The sequence below is a fragment of the Paenibacillus sp. FSL H8-0175 genome, assembly GCF_045040615.1.
GTDB classification, from domain to species: domain Bacteria; phylum Bacillota; class Bacilli; order Paenibacillales; family Paenibacillaceae; genus Paenibacillus_AQ; species Paenibacillus_AQ odorifer.
In genome coordinates, this window is the sequence record NZ_CP150299.1 from 5,651,333 (window position 1) to 5,667,529 (window position 16,197).

The window sequence follows — 16,197 nt, forward strand, 5'->3', positions numbered from 1 at the left end:
AATTGTAGTGACGAACTAGTGCTGCTCCGGAGGGAGCGGAAGCCCTAAATGATGATAAGCGGCCGGGGTTACAATTCTTCCACGCGGACTCCGCTGCAAGAAACCTATCTGCAGCAGGTACGGCTCATATACGTCCTCAATCGTCTGACTTTCCTCACCAATCGTAGCTGCAATCGTATCCAGTCCTACAGGACCGCCGCGAAAGCTTGAAATCATAGCACTTAACATCTTGTGGTCAATACTGTCCAGCCCACGTGGGTCCACCTGAAGCATCTTCAATGCTTCCCCAGAAATTTCAGGAGTTATAATTCCATCTCCGCGCACTTGAGCAAAATCACGGACCCGCTTCAATAAGCGGTTAGCAATCCGCGGCGTGCCCCGCGAACGAAGCGCGATCTCTTCTGCTGCATCGCCAACAATCTCAATGCCTAAAAGATCCGCATTTCGAGAAACAATGTAACTCAGCTCATCTATGTTATAGAATTCCAGGCGACTGACCACTCCGAAACGATCACGCAGTGGCGCAGACAGTAGTCCTGCCCGGGTTGTGGCACCTATCAGTGTGAACGGCGGCAAATCCAATCGTACCGAACGGGCACTTGGCCCTTTGCCGATCATGATATCCAGCGCGAAATCCTCCATCGCAGGATACATAACCTCCTCAACCGTGCGGTGTAAACGGTGAATCTCATCGATGAAAAGCACGTCGCCTTCCTGCAGATTCGTCAGCAGAGCGGCAAGATCGCCTGGACGCTCTATCGCAGGGCCGGAAGTTGTTCGCAGGTTCACACCCAGCTCATTGGCGATAATATTAGCGAGCGTTGTTTTGCCCAGACCCGGAGGTCCGTACAGCAGTACATGATCCAGCGCTTCGCTTCTCATTTTGGCCGCTTCTATATATACCTTCAGGTTTTCTTTCACCTGAGTCTGGCCGATATATTCTCCCAGATAACGAGGACGCAAGCTTAGTTCTACCGCCTGCTCATCCATCATCAAATTCGCGGATATAATCCGGTCATCCATTTCCTATCGCTCCCTTTCTTTAGGATGTGTACGGCTTTACTTAGCTATATATAGCAGCCCTAGTGCTTTCTTCATCAGCACATCTACAGTGCCTGTCTCTGCTCCCTCTTTCTTCAACGCGAGCCACACGCGGTCCAATTCGCTTTCGGTATAACCCAGCCCCTTAAGCGCATCCCGCGCCTCTTGCCAGGCCAATCCATCCGTTGCTTCCTCCGTTGGCACTGCAAACAATCCCGTTTGCATTGAAGCCATACTGAGTCCGTCCAGCTTGTCCTTCAAATCAAGGATCATACGCTGTGCCGTCTTTTTGCCAATGCCCGGTAATTTCGTTAAGAACGTTATATTCTCTTGATAAATCGCTGAAATCAACTGATCCGGTGTTCCACCTGTCAGGATTCCAAGCGCAACCCTAGGACCGATGCCAGATACCTCTATCAGCTTGCGGAACAATTTTTGTTCCTCACGAGTCGGGAACCCAAATAATAGCGTAGCGTCCTCACGTGTTTGGTAATGAATATAGATCGTTACAGGTCCTTCTACTTTAGCAAAAGCATAAGGATTTGGGCAGAATACCCGGTATCCTACTCCCTGCACATCCAGCACCACATATTCCGACTCCAAATGAACGACGGGTCCTCTTAAGAAATCTATCATTTTCGCAATACCTCATTTAATTTAGAATTAAGACTGCTCGAATGGGCATGGCATACCGCTACCGCCAGCGCATCCGCCACATCATCGGGTTTCGGAATCGCCGATAGCTTCAGCAGCAGCTTCACCATTTCCTGGACCTGCCGTTTCTCAGCCTTACCATAACCCACAACAGCCTGCTTTACCATCATAGGTGTATATTCCGAGACGGGGAGACCCCGCTGCACAGCAGCTAATATAGTCACACCGCGGGCCTGCGCCACTGGCAATGCTGTAGTAACGTTGCGAGCGAAAAACAGCTTTTCTATCGCCACAGCATCGGGTTTATATTTATCAATGAGCTGACCCATGCCTTCATAGACATGCAGCAGTCGTTCTTCTTCAGGCGTATGAGCCTCAGTCTGAATACAACCATATTGGACGGGGGTCAGTTTATGTCCTTCCTTATCCACAAAGCCAAAGCCGACGATCGCCAGCCCCGGATCAATTCCCAAAATACGCAAACACGATCTCTCCTCTATAACAGGCAGATTATTCCACCGTTTTCATCCATTCCTCCGCCATGAAGCGAACATATGTATTCCTTCTAACCATTATAGCAAAAATCCCCCTTGCGGGAGAAAAAAAGTTTACCGTTTGCAGCGAAATGGCAACTTTAGGCCTACAGCTAAGACTCTTCCCCGTTTCATTTCACACAAAAAAGCTGCCCTCAGCCATTAATAATGACTTTTGGACAGCTTATCAAATCTATTGCTTGTTCTGCATGACATGCTCAGCAGCTTCGCGGGCATAATCACTGAAGGTAGACAGCACACTGTTGTACTCTTCAATATCCTGAACACGAATCCCCTCGTGAAGCTCCTTCCAAATATTTTCCGGCAATGAGGATTTCAGGGAACCCATATCCATTTGAAAAAAAGTCTTCAGTACCTTTTCCTGAACTGGCGGACCTTTAAACAAGGTCAAATTCCCAAACGCATCTACACCAATATAAGCTTCATTTTTTATCATTGTCGATAAATCATTCACTTTTTGTTCCAGCCACAAATCCCCTTCTGAACTAATCCAACCGCTCCATTCAGGGTGTTCATTGATTATAGTCTTCAGCTGAAGCGGGTTCTTTACGCCCGGCAACGTCTGAATCTCTTCTCCGGACACATAGGTTGTTTTTAAATGAACGGTTCTGCTGAGCCCACTTTGGGAGATGGTTTGCAGCAGTTGTTCGTTATTTAAAGTGCCCTTCTCTTTTGCCTCATCACTGTCCTCGCCTACTTTAAAGACAGCTGCGGCCAGCTCACTATCGGCACTATCCGCCCAGCTAGAATTCGTCAGCAGTCCACTGATTTCCTCAGGTACCTGCATACTGCGCCAAGCCAGTACAGTAAAAGCTATACAAGCAGCTCCTACCCAAAGCGCCTTTTTCCAACGTCTCCATCGCCGCCAAAGTTGTTTTTTTAAGCGAAACGCGTTCACGTTAATCCCTTCATTCTGGTTTTTCCCTATTGTGACCTAAGAAGGGAGCATTTATGCGCTTTTCTGTGAATAATCGACATTTATCCAAAAATACAAGGTTGACCTTGCAGTATAGTTCAAGGTTTATGGGATAAGTCTGGAAGGGGATACTGGGGAGAGGTTACACATACCGGCCTTAGGTGATACCTATTTCATGACGATCGACCATTTCTTCCACCAAAGCTTTTGCTTCGCCAATAGACTATTTAGTTCTTAGTGTGCTATGCCATTGGATTGGGCGTTTGCGTGCTGGGAGTATGTGTTCTGCGTTTGCGCGTTGTGCGGAGTGGATCTAAAACTAATTAGGGAAAAACTCCCTGAAAGTAGGAGAAATTTGCTCTAAATGAACGAAACCAGGGAATTCCTCCCTAATAAATAGGCTGTTTTCCTTATTTCCGGGGAATCAGACATAAAATTAGGGAGTTTTCCCTCAATTATATGCCTGACGACCAGAATCCTAAGAATTTCAGGGAGAAATTCCCTAATCGCTCTATAAGAGTTTTACTTTTCGCTTCAATTGAAGCATAAGCTCATTCTTCACTTTTTGTTTCACCTAGGCCTCACTCGGTGTTCACTCGGTGTTCACTCAGTACTCTCTCGGTACGTCACTTGAAGCAGCATTTGTCATTAAATGCAGCTTCAGCTTCAAGTGTTAATTCCCTTTACCTTTGTTCAGCCCCTTCTTCGTATTAAAGTCACATTTAAGCGTTAGGAACCACCGGCAGCTTCACATGGCTCGGATACTCACGATTATGGTAAACAGTCTGCAGCACAGTAATCGCTTCTGAATCTTCATACGGATTACTGCCTGTATTTGTATTAGGGAAAGCAACGAATTTACTGGACGAAGTAATCGAGAACCGAATTCGGTGTCCCACAGCAAATCTATGGGCAATATTCGGCATGAAAATATCATATTTCTCCACCTGCCCAGGAATCAGCAGCTCAGGCGCTTCCAATCCATGACGGTATTTAGCTCTGACAATATAATTGGATAACCGGATAGAGTCCCCTTGTTCATTCACGTCACTAAGCGTAACAACCCAATCCGTATCTTTGCCAGTGCTGGCAGCATAGATAACCGCAGACAATTCTCCGGCCACAGTCAGCTCATCCGTCAGAATATCACTAGTGTAGACAAGGATATCATTGCGCAGCTCGTATTTTCGCAAATTCTCAGGCTCTCGTTCACCGCGATCATTCATAGGATCATGAGGATTATAGATATAAGTATCTTCAGGAGAATGTTCCTCAGGCGCTGCAAGCAGTTGCCCATCCCCTTGTCCTGAATTCGCTCGCCCGCCGCTGGAAAGGTAGAAGGAAGAAGTTGTGGCTTCAGCAGGTGTCCAATCCGCGGACGTTCTCCACTGATTTTCACCAACAACATAATAAGAGGCTCTAGGCTCCTGATCTATTCCATTTGGAATGCCTTTGAGGAAGCGGTCGAACCAGCGCAGCACAGAAACATCGTAATCATAGACTACGGCATCATTGCCGAAGCTCACGCCTTCGTAGTCTCTAGCTCTGTTCGGCCCGTGCTCCCAAGCGCCCAGACGGATTTTTCGATTTGGCACATCATGTTCTGTTAGCATTCTCCATGTTTCCGATACGCCGGCGCTGTCGCCGTCATACCAGCCTGAGATAACATACATAGGCACCTGCACCTGATCACCGCGCTCGGTAAAAGTACAGTTTTTCCAGAAATCATCATACTCCGGATGCTGGCTCCACAGATCCCATGGACCTGATGTTTTGCCAATCATTTGCTGAGGGATCTCTTTAATCGGTCTTGCATCAACGGCTGCTTCCGGATTCACCGTAATGCCTCCAAAGATATCAAAATCCGTCCGAGTACCCACAGATTGAGCAAGAGTCCAAGAGAGCAATGGCCAAGAACAAAGGGTTCCCCCTTTGCGAACGGTATCAACAAATGGAGAGCCCACGTTCACTTCATCCACAACCGCCTTCAGATTCGGGTGCCCACTGGTGGCCGCCGCCACAACAACAAAACCTAGATAGGATGCGCCCCACATGCCGACGTTGCCATCCGACCATTCCTGAGCAATAATCCAGTCAATCGTATCATAACCGTCATCCCGTTCATTATAAAAAGGAATCAGTTCGCCTTCCGAATCTGCCCGACCTCTAACATCCTGCGATACTACTGCATAACCTTTATTGGCCCATCTCATAAAAATCTCTTTTTTTCCGTTGCGGTCATAACATGTTCTTACGAGAATTGTCGGCAGCTTAGTTCCCGGCTTAATGCCCTCTGGTAAAAAAACATCTGTCGCCAACTTCACCCCATCGCGCATCGGAATCAGATCAGTACCCAAATCGTTCACACCATATTCTGCCTTGGATAGAAGAGGATCGTCGTAGACCACTAACGGAGTCAGCTTCTCATAACCTGCTTTAACCATAAGCTCAATACCATACCGATTCGGCGTTAAAAAAGCGATAATTTCCCCGTCCAAAGTCACAATGTCCAGAGCCGTCTCTTTGCGCAGCGCCCATACTTGTGAGGTCAGTTCGCGGCCTTCAATCTGCGCCTGATACTGGATATGCTTTTGATAGATATCGCCATTACTCAGCACTACCTCGTCTTCTGCCCATTCTGCATTAGCATAAGCATCCAAATGTTTATGGATTTTTTGAAGCGGGAGTACGGTCTTGAACTGTCCATCCAGCACATTGTCCTGCATTTGCGTTCTTCTGCGCGGATCGACCTTAGCTAGCATGATCTGTTGCTCTGTAAAATGAATTTTGCCTGTATAAACACCAGAAAAGTAGACGTTAAATGTAGATGTGTGTAAGTAGGTTGTCATCTGTTTATCCCCTATCCGCAAATTTCTTCAAATACGCGCAGCCAGTTGCCGCCCATGACCTTAGCAATATCTGCATCCGCATAACCGCGGGCAACCAAACCTCTAGTAAAGTTAATAAAATAACTATATTTCTCAAGTCCAGCAACGGTTTCTGTAGAAGGTCCGTCTCCTTTGGCGAATCCAAGCTTGGGTGCGATATGTTCTTTAAAATAAACCAATGACCAGAGCACATCGCTCATCGGCCAATCCGTTCCAATTCCGACATGATCCACGCCTACAAGCCGGATTACATATTCGATATGATCCAGCACATGGTCAATAGTTGTATGTTTAGGATCTTCATGAACAAACCAAGGCATAGCAAAAATACCAATAACTCCACCCGTCTTGGCTATCGCGATAATCTCCTCATCACTTTTACAGCGCATATGCGGATAGATCGCCTCTACACCCGTATGTGAAGCAATCACAGGAGTTGTGGAATAAGCGCAGGCATCTAACGTAGTCTGTTTCCCGCAATGCCCCGTATCTACAATGATCCCCAGCTTGTTCAAGCGTGCAATGAATCTTTTCCCAAAATTAGTGACCCCGGCGTTCGATTGTTCTGCGCAGCCCGCCCCAATCTGGTTCTGATTGTTGTAGGTCAATTGTAGAATTCTTAATCCGAAGTTATAAAGTACATCTAATTGATCGAGATTCGTGCCCAGACCATCCGTTTCTTGTGCTGTGATAATGCCCGCTTTATAACCATTACGCTTGGCAGCACGTATGTCTTCGGCAGTTAAGGCTTTGATTAACCAATCTGCAGAATCGAATTGCAGCTGTACCTCTGCCATGCTTGTAATGATGCTGTCTAAGGATTCCAAATGAAGTTCGCGGTTCCCTGCTGTAATTCCGGACTTGTACCACTCTTCTTTATACTCAGGGATCTCTCCGCTCGCAGATAGCTTTGTGATGATTTTTGCAGGCATACTGCTGTATACCATTGGCTCATCTTTATAAGGCTCACATAATTCTTTGATTCTGTCAGAGATAGAGTCTGGAATCGCGCTTGGAGATAAGGGGCCTTGAAACAGCAAATCGATAATAATGTTCTGCTCATGCAAGCGTTTAGCCCGCTCCTCCTCTTGCTCCGTCAACTTGAAATCATACAGACCTTCATAAGTGCTCATCGTGTAGTCGCTCCTTAGAATGCAATTTCAGTGCCTTTATGTAATCTAACAGCTTCATTATATATAAAATTAGCTGCTGCTAAATCCTCTATGGCCAGCCCTAATCCTTTAAAAAGAGTAATGTCAGCTGCCGACCTTCTGCCCTCGATAGTGCCACTGATCAGCTCACCAATCTCCCCGACTATATGATCTGCTGTGATTTTGCCTTCGTTCAGCGGGATTAAATAATCCCCAGATTCATTCTGAGCGGATTCCAGCCGATCTACATATAACTTAGCTAATTGGACGGTCTCCGAATCCAGCTCACGGTCATTTGGTCTACATGCGCCGACTGCATTGATATGTACACCCGGTTTCAGCCATTCTCCCTTGAGCACAGGTTCGGTGGATGCCGTCACGGTACAAATGATATCCGCTGCGCTGACTGCCGCTTGAACTGTCTCCGCAACAATGATCTGCACATCATATTTTTGGCTCATCTCCATTTGAAAATCCTGTGCCTTTGCGAGTGTCCTGCTCCATACTTTTACCTCACGGATGGGTCGAACCCGCAACATCGCTTCCAGATGACTTTTTGCTTGTTCCCCAGTTCCAAGAAGAGCAAGGATTTCGGCATCCTCTCTGGCCAGATATCGGGTTGCTGCTGCACTGACTGCCGCCGTACGAATGGCTGTAATCTTTTGTCCATCCACTATAGCTTTCAGAACACCCGTAGATGAATCGAATAGGGTAACAAGACCTTGATGAGAAGGCAGGCCTGAACCATGATTGCTGGGAAATACACTGATGATTTTGGCACCAGCTACCTCTTCATGCTGCAAATAACCCGGCATTAAGCCGAGCAGATTGCTCTTTTGTAAAGGAAGCACTTGTCTTAAGCTTTGTACGGCTTGTCCAGCGGACAGAGCCTTCAAAACAGATTCCATAACGGAGATGCAAGATTCCATAGCTAACAGTTCGGCCACTTCATTTTGATTAATGACTAGCATAAGACGGACCTCCTTCTCCTCATCATGATTGCACGAACGCAAATATAAAATTTTTCTTACTATCATAACTTATCCGGTTTAAATATTCATGTATAAAGCTGGAAGGCAAAATTTGTCCTGACCCGAGTTATTCTCTATACTTAATATAGTACGTATTATATTTTAAGGAGCTGACTATTGATTATGGCTAATAAAATAACTTTAGGAAAAACCAATCTGCAGGTTCTCCCGCTGGGTCTGGGTGCCAATGCTGTTGGCGGGCATAATTTATTTCCGGGTTTAAATGATGAAACCGGCAGAAATATTGTGCGCAGCGCTCTGGATCATGGGATTAATTTTATTGATTCCGCCTTTATTTATGGACCAGGAAGATCCGAGGAACTGATTGGCGAAGTGCTGAAGGAAAGAGGCGGCCGCGACAATGTGGTCATTGCTACTAAAGGCGCTCACGTGATTACCGGTGACAAGATTACACTCGACAACTCTCCAGCTTTTCTAAGACAGTCTGTAGAAGACAGCTTGAAACGCCTCCAGACCGATTATATTGATCTTTACTATATTCATTTCCCTGATGAAAGCACACCTAAGGACGAAGCTGTAGGTGAACTTAAGAAGCTGAAGGATGAAGGGAAGATTAGAGCCATCGGGGTGTCTAACTTCTCCATTGATCAGCTGAAAGAAGCCAACAAAGACGGTCATGTGGATGTTCTTCAATCCCACTACAATCTGCTGCATCGTGATGCGGAACAAGATTTGCTGCCTTATACGCAGGAGCATGGCATTTCTTTCGTGCCCTATTTCCCACTTGCGTCGGGCCTGCTGGGCGGCAAATATAAGCAAGGCGATACATTCAGCGACATTAGAAAAAATGACCCGCTATTTCAAGGGGAGACCTTTGCCAAGAATCTGGAGAAGGTGGACAAGGTTCGTCAGATTGCCAATGCCAAAGGTGTCGAAGTCGCACATGTCGTACTTGCCTGGTATTTGACCGTACCTTCCATCGATGCGCTTATTCCGGGCGCCAAACGTCCTGAGCAGATCGTTTCCAATTTAGAGACGCTGAAGGTGCAGCTGACACCAGAAGAGATCAAAACTATAGATTCCATATTTAAGGCGTAATCTAGCCTCATTAGATTAAGGGGTTGTCCCATGGCCACGAAATGGCTGCTGGGGCAGCCCCTTTTCTGCTTGGGTTCATCGGATGATTCGGGTTAGATAGTTCGATTGCCATGATTCGTAAGATTCGTCATTCGTTCGTTTTATTTCCTTCGTACGTTCGTTCGATCGACCTATCACAGCTCCCCGCACAATGCCCTATCGGACACAGTTGACCCGTAACGCAGCATTATTGCACATTTGGAATTCCAACGGACCTCATAGCCTCTATTGGCACAAAATACACCTAATATGAACCTTTTTCTAAGCAATAACGTCTCTGGGGTCCGAAACCCTGCTGAAAAGGCGATAAATTTGCATATAACGTCATCTGGGTCCGTAAGCGGCAGCGGATGGCAGTCGATCGTAGTGGAGAGCAATCATTCTTCTCCAATATCCTAAATTCTTTGTATTAGTAAATATTGTTTGCTATACTTTCTCTGAAGTAACATTGGACTTTAATTTTTATAAAAAGGGGAATTCCTTGATGATTATTCAACCTAAAACTCGCGGATTTATATGTACAACAGCCCATCCAGAGGGATGCGCCAAACAAATACAACAACAAATTGAATATGTAAAAGCACAAAAGAATATTGAGGGACCTGCTAATGTACTAGTCATTGGCGCTTCTACCGGATACGGACTAGCTTCCAGAATTTCAGCCGCTTTCGGTGCTGGCGCCAACACTATTGGTGTTTTCTTTGATAAAGCTGCTGAAGGTCAACGTACAGCTTCTGCTGGCTGGTACAACTCCGCAGCTTTTGAACAACAAGCAGCGCAGCTTGGACTTAAATCTCACAGCATAGTTGGCGATGCCTTCTCCGATGCTATCAAAGAGAAGACCATTGAATTGATTAAAGCTGAATATGGCACAGTTGATTTAGTTGTCTATAGTGTCGCTTCACCACGCCGCACTCATCCGGTAACAGGAGAAACCTTCTCCTCCGTCATTAAACCGGTGGGAACCGCTTATTCGAACAAAACCTTGAACTTCCACACAGGTGAAGTTTCCATGACCACTATTGAGCCTGCTTCAGAAGAGGAAGTACGTCAGACCATCGCAGTTATGGGCGGCGAAGATTGGAGAATGTGGATCGATCAGCTTCAAGCAGCTGGCGTGCTTGCCGATGGAGCTACAACCGTTGCTTACTCCTATATCGGGCCTGAAATCACTCACCCTATCTATCGCGACGGAACGATTGGTCAAGCCAAACATGATCTGGAACAAACAGCGATCCAACTGAATGATCGCCTGTCCACTCAAGGTGGACGTGCTTTTGTTTCCGTGAACAAAGCTCTGGTAACCCAATCCAGCTCCGCGATTCCTGTAGTCCCTCTTTATATCTCTGCATTGTATGAAGTAATGAAGGAAAAAGGGCTGCACGAGAACTGTATTGAACAAATGTACCGTTTATTCTCTGAGCATCTTTACAGTGGGGGCGAAGCTACTGCTGACGGAGGCTGCTTGATCCGAATTGATGACTGGGAAATGCGTGAGGATGTTCAGACTGAGGTTATGAAACGTTGGGACGAGCTGACAACCGACAATGCAGGTGAGCTTGCTGATCTTGAAGGCTACCGCCAAGATTTCTTTAACCTGTTTGGTTTTAGAACAGAGGGTGTAGACTACGAAGCTGACATTGATCCTAATGTCGACATTCCAAATATGTATTAATAACTGATCTATAGACAAATGAGGTTGTCTCTGAAGTAGTGAATTCTACTGACGAGATAACCTCTTTCTCTTTTAGATAGACATTGGCTTACCTCCCCTCTTTATGATATGGTTTGATTGAATACTGCATGTTCTACTAACATTCGAAGGAGTGAGTCACTTTTGGTTAAAAAAATTAGTGTAGCAAACGGCGCACTTGAGGTGTCACAAATTTCGCTTGGCTGTATGCGGATTGCTGATTTATCTGCAAAAGAAGCAGATACACATGTACATAGTGCCCTCGAGCTCGGAATAGACTTTTTTGACCACGCCGACATCTACGCAGCTGGCAAAGCCGAAGAAGTATTCGCAGGTGTACTGGAGAACAATCCGGGTATGCGTGATAAAATGATGATCCAAACCAAATGCGGAATCCGCAACGGTTTTTTTGATTTCTCCAAGGAACATATCCTGCAATCCGTAGAAGGCAGCCTTAAGCGCTTGAAAACAGACTATATCGACGTCCTACTGCTTCACCGGCCTGATACGCTGTTCGAGCCAGAAGAAGTCGCTGAGGCTTTTGATATTCTGGAAAGCAAAGGTATGGTCAAACACTTTGGTGTCAGCAATCAGAACCCGTTGCAAATCGAGCTGCTTAAAAAAAGTGTAAAGCAACCGCTGCTGTTCAACCAGCTGCAATTGAGCATTATGGTCACTGGCATGATTGATACAGGTTTCAATGTGAATATGACTAACTCCGGTTCAGTTGTTCATGATGGCGGGATTTTGGAGTACAGTCGCCTGCATGACATGACCATTCAGCCTTGGTCGCCTTTCCAATATGGCTTCTTTGAAGGCGTATTCTTAGATAACGATAAGTTCCCTGAATTGAACGAGGTCATTAACCGCTTAGCAGCTGAAAAAGACGTAACCAATACAGCGATTGCCATCGCATGGATTCTCAGACATCCGGCAAATATGCAGCCTGTCGTTGGCACAACTAATACGCAGCGCTTGCGTGATATTGCCAAAGCTTCCGATATTACTCTCACTCGGCAAGAATGGTATGAAATCTACCGTGCTGCCGGCAATGTCCTTCCATAAACACCTAAAGCCACGAGGTACGTTATTAACGTACGCCGTGGCTTTTTTACCAGAGAGCGATTCAATCCTCACGTTCTAGTAAAACTAGATAGACAGCGTCAAGATATTCGTATACTCACAAAAAGAACACAAAAAATAATAACTACTACCGAAATACTTAAGATCATAGTTGTTCTTTTGTTATCCTTTTTCATAATACATCCTTCCTCTCTATAGATGCACATCTCTCTTTTCAAAAGAAATTAAAGCAACGCTCAAGCAAACTCCTATGATTACAACAGGGATTAGGATCATACGAACACCCTCGTTTAGGGTATATATTTCATGTGAATTTACAGCAGAGAATTTAAAAATTTGCGTCGTTAGCGTATTTTCAGAAACCATTCGCAGATATACATATGATGAGTCTTTAAGATAACCACTGAGCAGAAAATCGCCAAATACAAAAACAAACGTGGCAATAACAGCGGTAGCCGATTTTTTCATCAATACTCCTAACAACAGCACGACAGCGGAATAAGCTGCGAGATACAAAATATTGAATCCAATAGCCCCCATAGCAACGATAAACTTCCCCTCTAAGCTTTCATTTCCGATATGGGAACCCGTAACAAGCGCTGCCAGCATATACAATACATAAAAAAGACCAAAAAATTGAATTACCCACCATAATACAACTTTTAATTCGGTCAGATATTTTCCCAGTAAATATAATGACCTGCTCTGACCCGAAGCGATAATGGTTTGAACCGACCCATACTCAAATCCCTCGGTAGCAAAAAAACAAACGTAAATCGGGATGATAAAATACAGAAAAAAAGATAACTGAATGCTAGTGATTAAAGGCTCTAAAGGACTGTCTATATCAAATCCTACTTGTACCCCCATCCAAACCAGTAATAAGGCACTTCCAAACAGCAAAAGAAGACTTATCCCCTTGAACATGGGATCCTTGGTTACATAATAAGCTTCAGCCTTAAGAAAATTACTCATTCGTTACCTCCAGCAATTAGATCCATATAATAGTTCTCAAGATTTGGAGCCGACAGGTTAATCCCTTCAATATGGATGCCCCGCTGTAGAAAAAAAGACATCAGCTCTTCCAGATTTGTACTCTCTTTAGGAATTTGAATTTCTCCAGCTTCGCTGATCGTAATGGTTTCTAGTTGGAGTTCACTTTTCAAAATCTGAAGTGTCGCTGCGGGATCAGCCGTTCGAATACAGATCTTTGTTTCCGCCGTATGTAAGAGTTCCTCCGCAGAAGCTTCTTTGATTAACCTTCCTTTATGAATAAAACCGTATTGGGTCGCAAGTAGCTGCAACTCACTTAAAATATGACTGGATATTAGTATAGTCACTCCTTGCTCTTTGGATAGCTTCTCCAGGATCTTTCGCACTTCTACAATGCCTGACGGATCAAGACCATTAATAGGCTCGTCCAATACCAGAAATTTGGGATCGTTAAGTAGAGCAATAGCCAGACCTAAACGTTGTTTCATCCCAAGGGAGTATTCTGAGGTTAGCTTAGAACCGGCATCTGCCAGAGAAACTGCCTGCAATACTTCCGCAATTCTGCTCTTATCCTTAATCCCAAACGCACGGCAATAAAACGTAAGATTTTGCTTCGCATTTAGATTAGGATAAAGCGCTGGCCTTTCAATTAGAAATCCAACCTTTCGCCTCGCCTCGTGAACAGCTTTTTTGTCCTTTTTTTCAAAAAGAGAGATTTCGCCATGTGTCGGATGTACCAATCCGCCTATTATTTTCATTAATGTAGTTTTACCTGCCCCATTTTCGCCAACAAACCCATAAATATCTCCTGCCCCAATCGTCATATAGACATCCTGAAGCGCAAAAGACTCTCCGTATTGTTTGCTTAAACCTCTGGCCTCAAAGATCGTTTGAGTCAAATCAAACACTCCTCTTTTCACTTTTCCATATCCTAACATGTTGCCGTGGACACTACATTCAAACTGTAACAATCAAGTTAGTTAATGTAATTATTAAGAAGGATTTGTATAATGTGACTTATATGGTCGACAAATTCCCGGATATTTTGGACAATTCTTGTCGAAAGGAATGATAAAGTGATACGTATTGCTGTCTGTGATGATGACTTTCCCACTACTGAATTAATAGAGAGACTTATTCTGGAGACTCAAAGGAATTTCACAAGGAAAATAGAGGTGTCGATCTTTTATTCCGGAGAAAGCTTCACTAAGGCCATTCAAGAGGCCTGCGCGTTTGATATTATTTTTATGGACATTGAAATGGCGGATATGGATGGAATAAAAGCTGGGTATGTACTGCGGGGAAATGATGAAAATGATCTAGTGCAGCTTATCTATGTCTCTAGTCATGATGAATATCATCTGCAACTCTTCGATGTTCAGCCCTCGGGATTTATCAAGAAACCTATCGATTCAGAGATATTTAAGCAAAAACTGATTTCTACGATTGAAAAAGTAATTCGCAAGCTCCAGCAAGGCAAAAAAAACTTCTTATCACTACAGCAAAAAGGAAAAGAAATTCTAATCCCCTATCGAAATATCATCTATCTGGAAAGCAACCGGCGGAGAATTATTCTTTATTCCTGCAACGATCAACTCGACTACTACAGTACACTAAACGAGGAAGAGCAGAAGCTTCCTGTGAGCGATTTTGTCCGAATCCATCAATCCTACATCGTTAACTTTTACTTTATTAAAGAAATCAGTAACCAGGGAGTAATTCTCCTTAATGGCGAAGCCTTACCCATTAGTGCAAAATACAGTGCCGATTTTAAGAAAAAATATCTGAAATTCAGGGGGAGTCTTGTTGGATAATATCTTTCTGGAGGAGTTATTTTATCTAGTAACGCTTCCACTTTTACCTATCATCATTCATTACTTCTACAGCCATTGTTTCGTTAGCCGACTTACCACCAAAGCCAATCTTGTTATCGTGTACTCTCTATATTTCCTCTGTATTGTCTTTCTGCACTATAGCTCACTGCCAGGCTCAATCCTACTCACACTCAATATTGGCCTGATTGCTCTCTTATCTTTTTTTTACAATGGAAATATCAAATGGCGGATCGTTGCCGCTCTTTTTCTGGTTGCGCTTATTACGCTTAGTGAGTTATCACTACCCCTATTTTACTCGACAAAGGGATATATTCTGAACCAGTTTCTTTCCAAGCTGCTGATGTTTATATTAGCTTTTGTATCCGTGCGCGTAGCTAAAGCCTTTGGAAATGGCGGGTTATCTAAATGGTATTGGGTTCTATTATTTATTTGCCCTTCTATAAGCACACTAGGGATCTACAGCTTCGCATCCAGCCTTTATATGCAGTCCTTCCCTACCCTTGTTCCAATCCTGTCCACAGGACTACTCATTATAAATTTATTGATATTTATCTTATGTGACCGTATGTTAGTTATCCAATCTGCGCAGAACCAAAGTTATTTACTTGAGCAACAAAATGCTTACTATGTAAATCAATATCTTTTGACAAAAGAAATACAGGAAGAATCTTTTAAGTTCCAGCATGATATTAAAAATATTCTCATAGGTTTACGCGCAAAGGTACAATCCGGTGAAGCTGCCAATCTAAATGAGTTGGACAACTTACTGGGGCAAATAGACAATCCAATAGGCGTTAGCAATAGCGGGAATACGATTATTGATTCCATTATCAACTACAAGCAGCAGGTCGCTGAGAAGCATCAGATCCCCTTCAAGTTAGACTTGAACATCCCTGTACAGCTGACGCTCGACACCACAGTTATCAGTGTGATTTTAGGAAATGCACTGGACAATGCCATTGAAGCTTGTTGCGATAAAAGAAATGAAGAGTGCTATATCACCATACATATGCATTATCTTAATGAAAGCTTGTTCATCCGGATTCAGAATCCTTATGTGAATGAAATTCATACGAATCGTTTTGGCGACATCTGCTCCACAAAAACTAATAAATCCGGTCATGGTATAGGCTTAAAAAGTATCCAGAAGGTCGTAGAGGATAGTAATGGCTTAGTAGATATTTCATATAACAATAATCTATTTCAAGTCGAAATTGTTCTTTTTATGGTCCCCTGTAAAAAAAGGATTTAGAAGCTTAT

14 protein-coding genes are annotated in these 16,197 nt (G+C 44.2%); 5 read left to right on the plus strand and 9 right to left on the minus strand.

Annotated elements, in window-relative coordinates; translation table 11 throughout:
- Nucleotides 1-15: 15 nt before the first annotated feature.
- The 7 genes from ruvB to MHH46_RS25115 form a co-directional block, all read right to left on the minus strand.
- A complete protein-coding gene (gene ruvB, locus MHH46_RS25085; RefSeq protein ID WP_036677672.1) occupies nt 16-1,023 on the minus strand; it encodes a Holliday junction branch migration DNA helicase RuvB in 1,008 nt (335 codons plus the stop codon).
- Between the two features lie 36 nt (nt 1,024-1,059).
- Nucleotides 1,060-1,677 carry a Holliday junction branch migration protein RuvA gene (gene ruvA / locus MHH46_RS25090; RefSeq protein WP_036677675.1) on the minus strand — a complete coding sequence of 206 codons (618 nt, stop codon included), beginning with the start codon at nt 1,675-1,677 and terminating at the stop codon, nt 1,060-1,062.
- Nucleotides 1,674-2,177, minus strand: a complete 504-nt coding sequence (ruvC, locus tag MHH46_RS25095) for a crossover junction endodeoxyribonuclease RuvC (protein WP_036677679.1) — start codon at nt 2,175-2,177, stop codon at nt 1,674-1,676. The genes ruvA and ruvC overlap by 4 nt, the downstream gene beginning before the upstream one ends.
- A 244-nt stretch (nt 2,178-2,421) precedes the next feature.
- Nucleotides 2,422-3,147, minus strand: a complete 726-nt coding sequence (locus MHH46_RS25100) for a BofC C-terminal domain-containing protein (RefSeq protein WP_076193205.1) — start codon at nt 3,145-3,147, stop codon at nt 2,422-2,424.
- 740 nt (nt 3,148-3,887) lie between these two features.
- A complete protein-coding gene (locus MHH46_RS25105) occupies nt 3,888-6,014 on the minus strand; it encodes a CocE/NonD family hydrolase (protein WP_076193203.1) in 2,127 nt (708 codons plus the stop codon).
- Nucleotides 6,015-6,025: 11 nt separating this feature from the next.
- Nucleotides 6,026-7,186, minus strand: coding sequence for a dipeptidase (locus MHH46_RS25110; RefSeq protein WP_076193201.1), 1,161 nt, complete (start codon nt 7,184-7,186; stop codon nt 6,026-6,028).
- Between the two features lie 14 nt (nt 7,187-7,200).
- The gene (locus MHH46_RS25115) at nt 7,201-8,175 is read right to left on the minus strand and encodes an ornithine cyclodeaminase family protein (protein ID WP_076185517.1); all 975 of its coding nucleotides are present in this window, start codon (nt 8,173-8,175) and stop codon (nt 7,201-7,203) included.
- Nucleotides 8,176-8,358: 183 nt separating this feature from the next.
- Here MHH46_RS25115 and MHH46_RS25120 point away from each other — a divergent pair, with 183 nt between their 5' ends.
- The 3 genes from MHH46_RS25120 (at nt 8,359) to MHH46_RS25130 (ending at nt 12,091) form a co-directional block, all read left to right on the plus strand.
- Entirely contained in the window at nt 8,359-9,294 is a 936-nt protein-coding gene (locus tag MHH46_RS25120) for an aldo/keto reductase (RefSeq protein ID WP_076185518.1), read from the plus strand.
- Between the two features lie 523 nt (nt 9,295-9,817).
- The gene (fabV, locus tag MHH46_RS25125; RefSeq protein WP_076193199.1) at nt 9,818-11,008 is read left to right on the plus strand and encodes an enoyl-ACP reductase FabV; all 1,191 of its coding nucleotides are present in this window, start codon (nt 9,818-9,820) and stop codon (nt 11,006-11,008) included.
- 174 nt (nt 11,009-11,182) lie between these two features.
- Entirely contained in the window at nt 11,183-12,091 is a 909-nt protein-coding gene (locus MHH46_RS25130; protein ID WP_370510776.1) for an aldo/keto reductase family oxidoreductase, read from the plus strand.
- A 210-nt stretch (nt 12,092-12,301) separates the two neighbouring features.
- Here the strand turns inward: MHH46_RS25130 and MHH46_RS25135 are convergent, their stop codons facing one another.
- The gene (locus MHH46_RS25135; RefSeq protein WP_076193197.1) at nt 12,302-13,084 is read right to left on the minus strand and encodes a hypothetical protein; all 783 of its coding nucleotides are present in this window, start codon (nt 13,082-13,084) and stop codon (nt 12,302-12,304) included.
- The gene (locus tag MHH46_RS25140) at nt 13,081-14,001 is read right to left on the minus strand and encodes an ABC transporter ATP-binding protein (RefSeq protein ID WP_076193195.1); all 921 of its coding nucleotides are present in this window, start codon (nt 13,999-14,001) and stop codon (nt 13,081-13,083) included. Before MHH46_RS25140 ends, MHH46_RS25135 begins: the two co-directional genes overlap by 4 nt.
- A gap of 177 nt (nt 14,002-14,178) precedes the next feature.
- Between MHH46_RS25140 and MHH46_RS25145 the strand changes: the two genes are divergently transcribed.
- Together MHH46_RS25145 and MHH46_RS25150 are read left to right on the plus strand one after the other, a co-directional pair.
- Nucleotides 14,179-14,916, plus strand: coding sequence for a LytTR family DNA-binding domain-containing protein (locus tag MHH46_RS25145; RefSeq protein ID WP_076193193.1), 738 nt, complete (start codon nt 14,179-14,181; stop codon nt 14,914-14,916).
- Nucleotides 14,909-16,189 carry a sensor histidine kinase gene (locus MHH46_RS25150; protein WP_076193191.1) on the plus strand — a complete coding sequence of 427 codons (1,281 nt, stop codon included), beginning with the start codon at nt 14,909-14,911 and terminating at the stop codon, nt 16,187-16,189. The genes MHH46_RS25145 and MHH46_RS25150 overlap by 8 nt, the downstream gene beginning before the upstream one ends.
- Nucleotides 16,190-16,197: the final 8 nt, after the last annotated feature.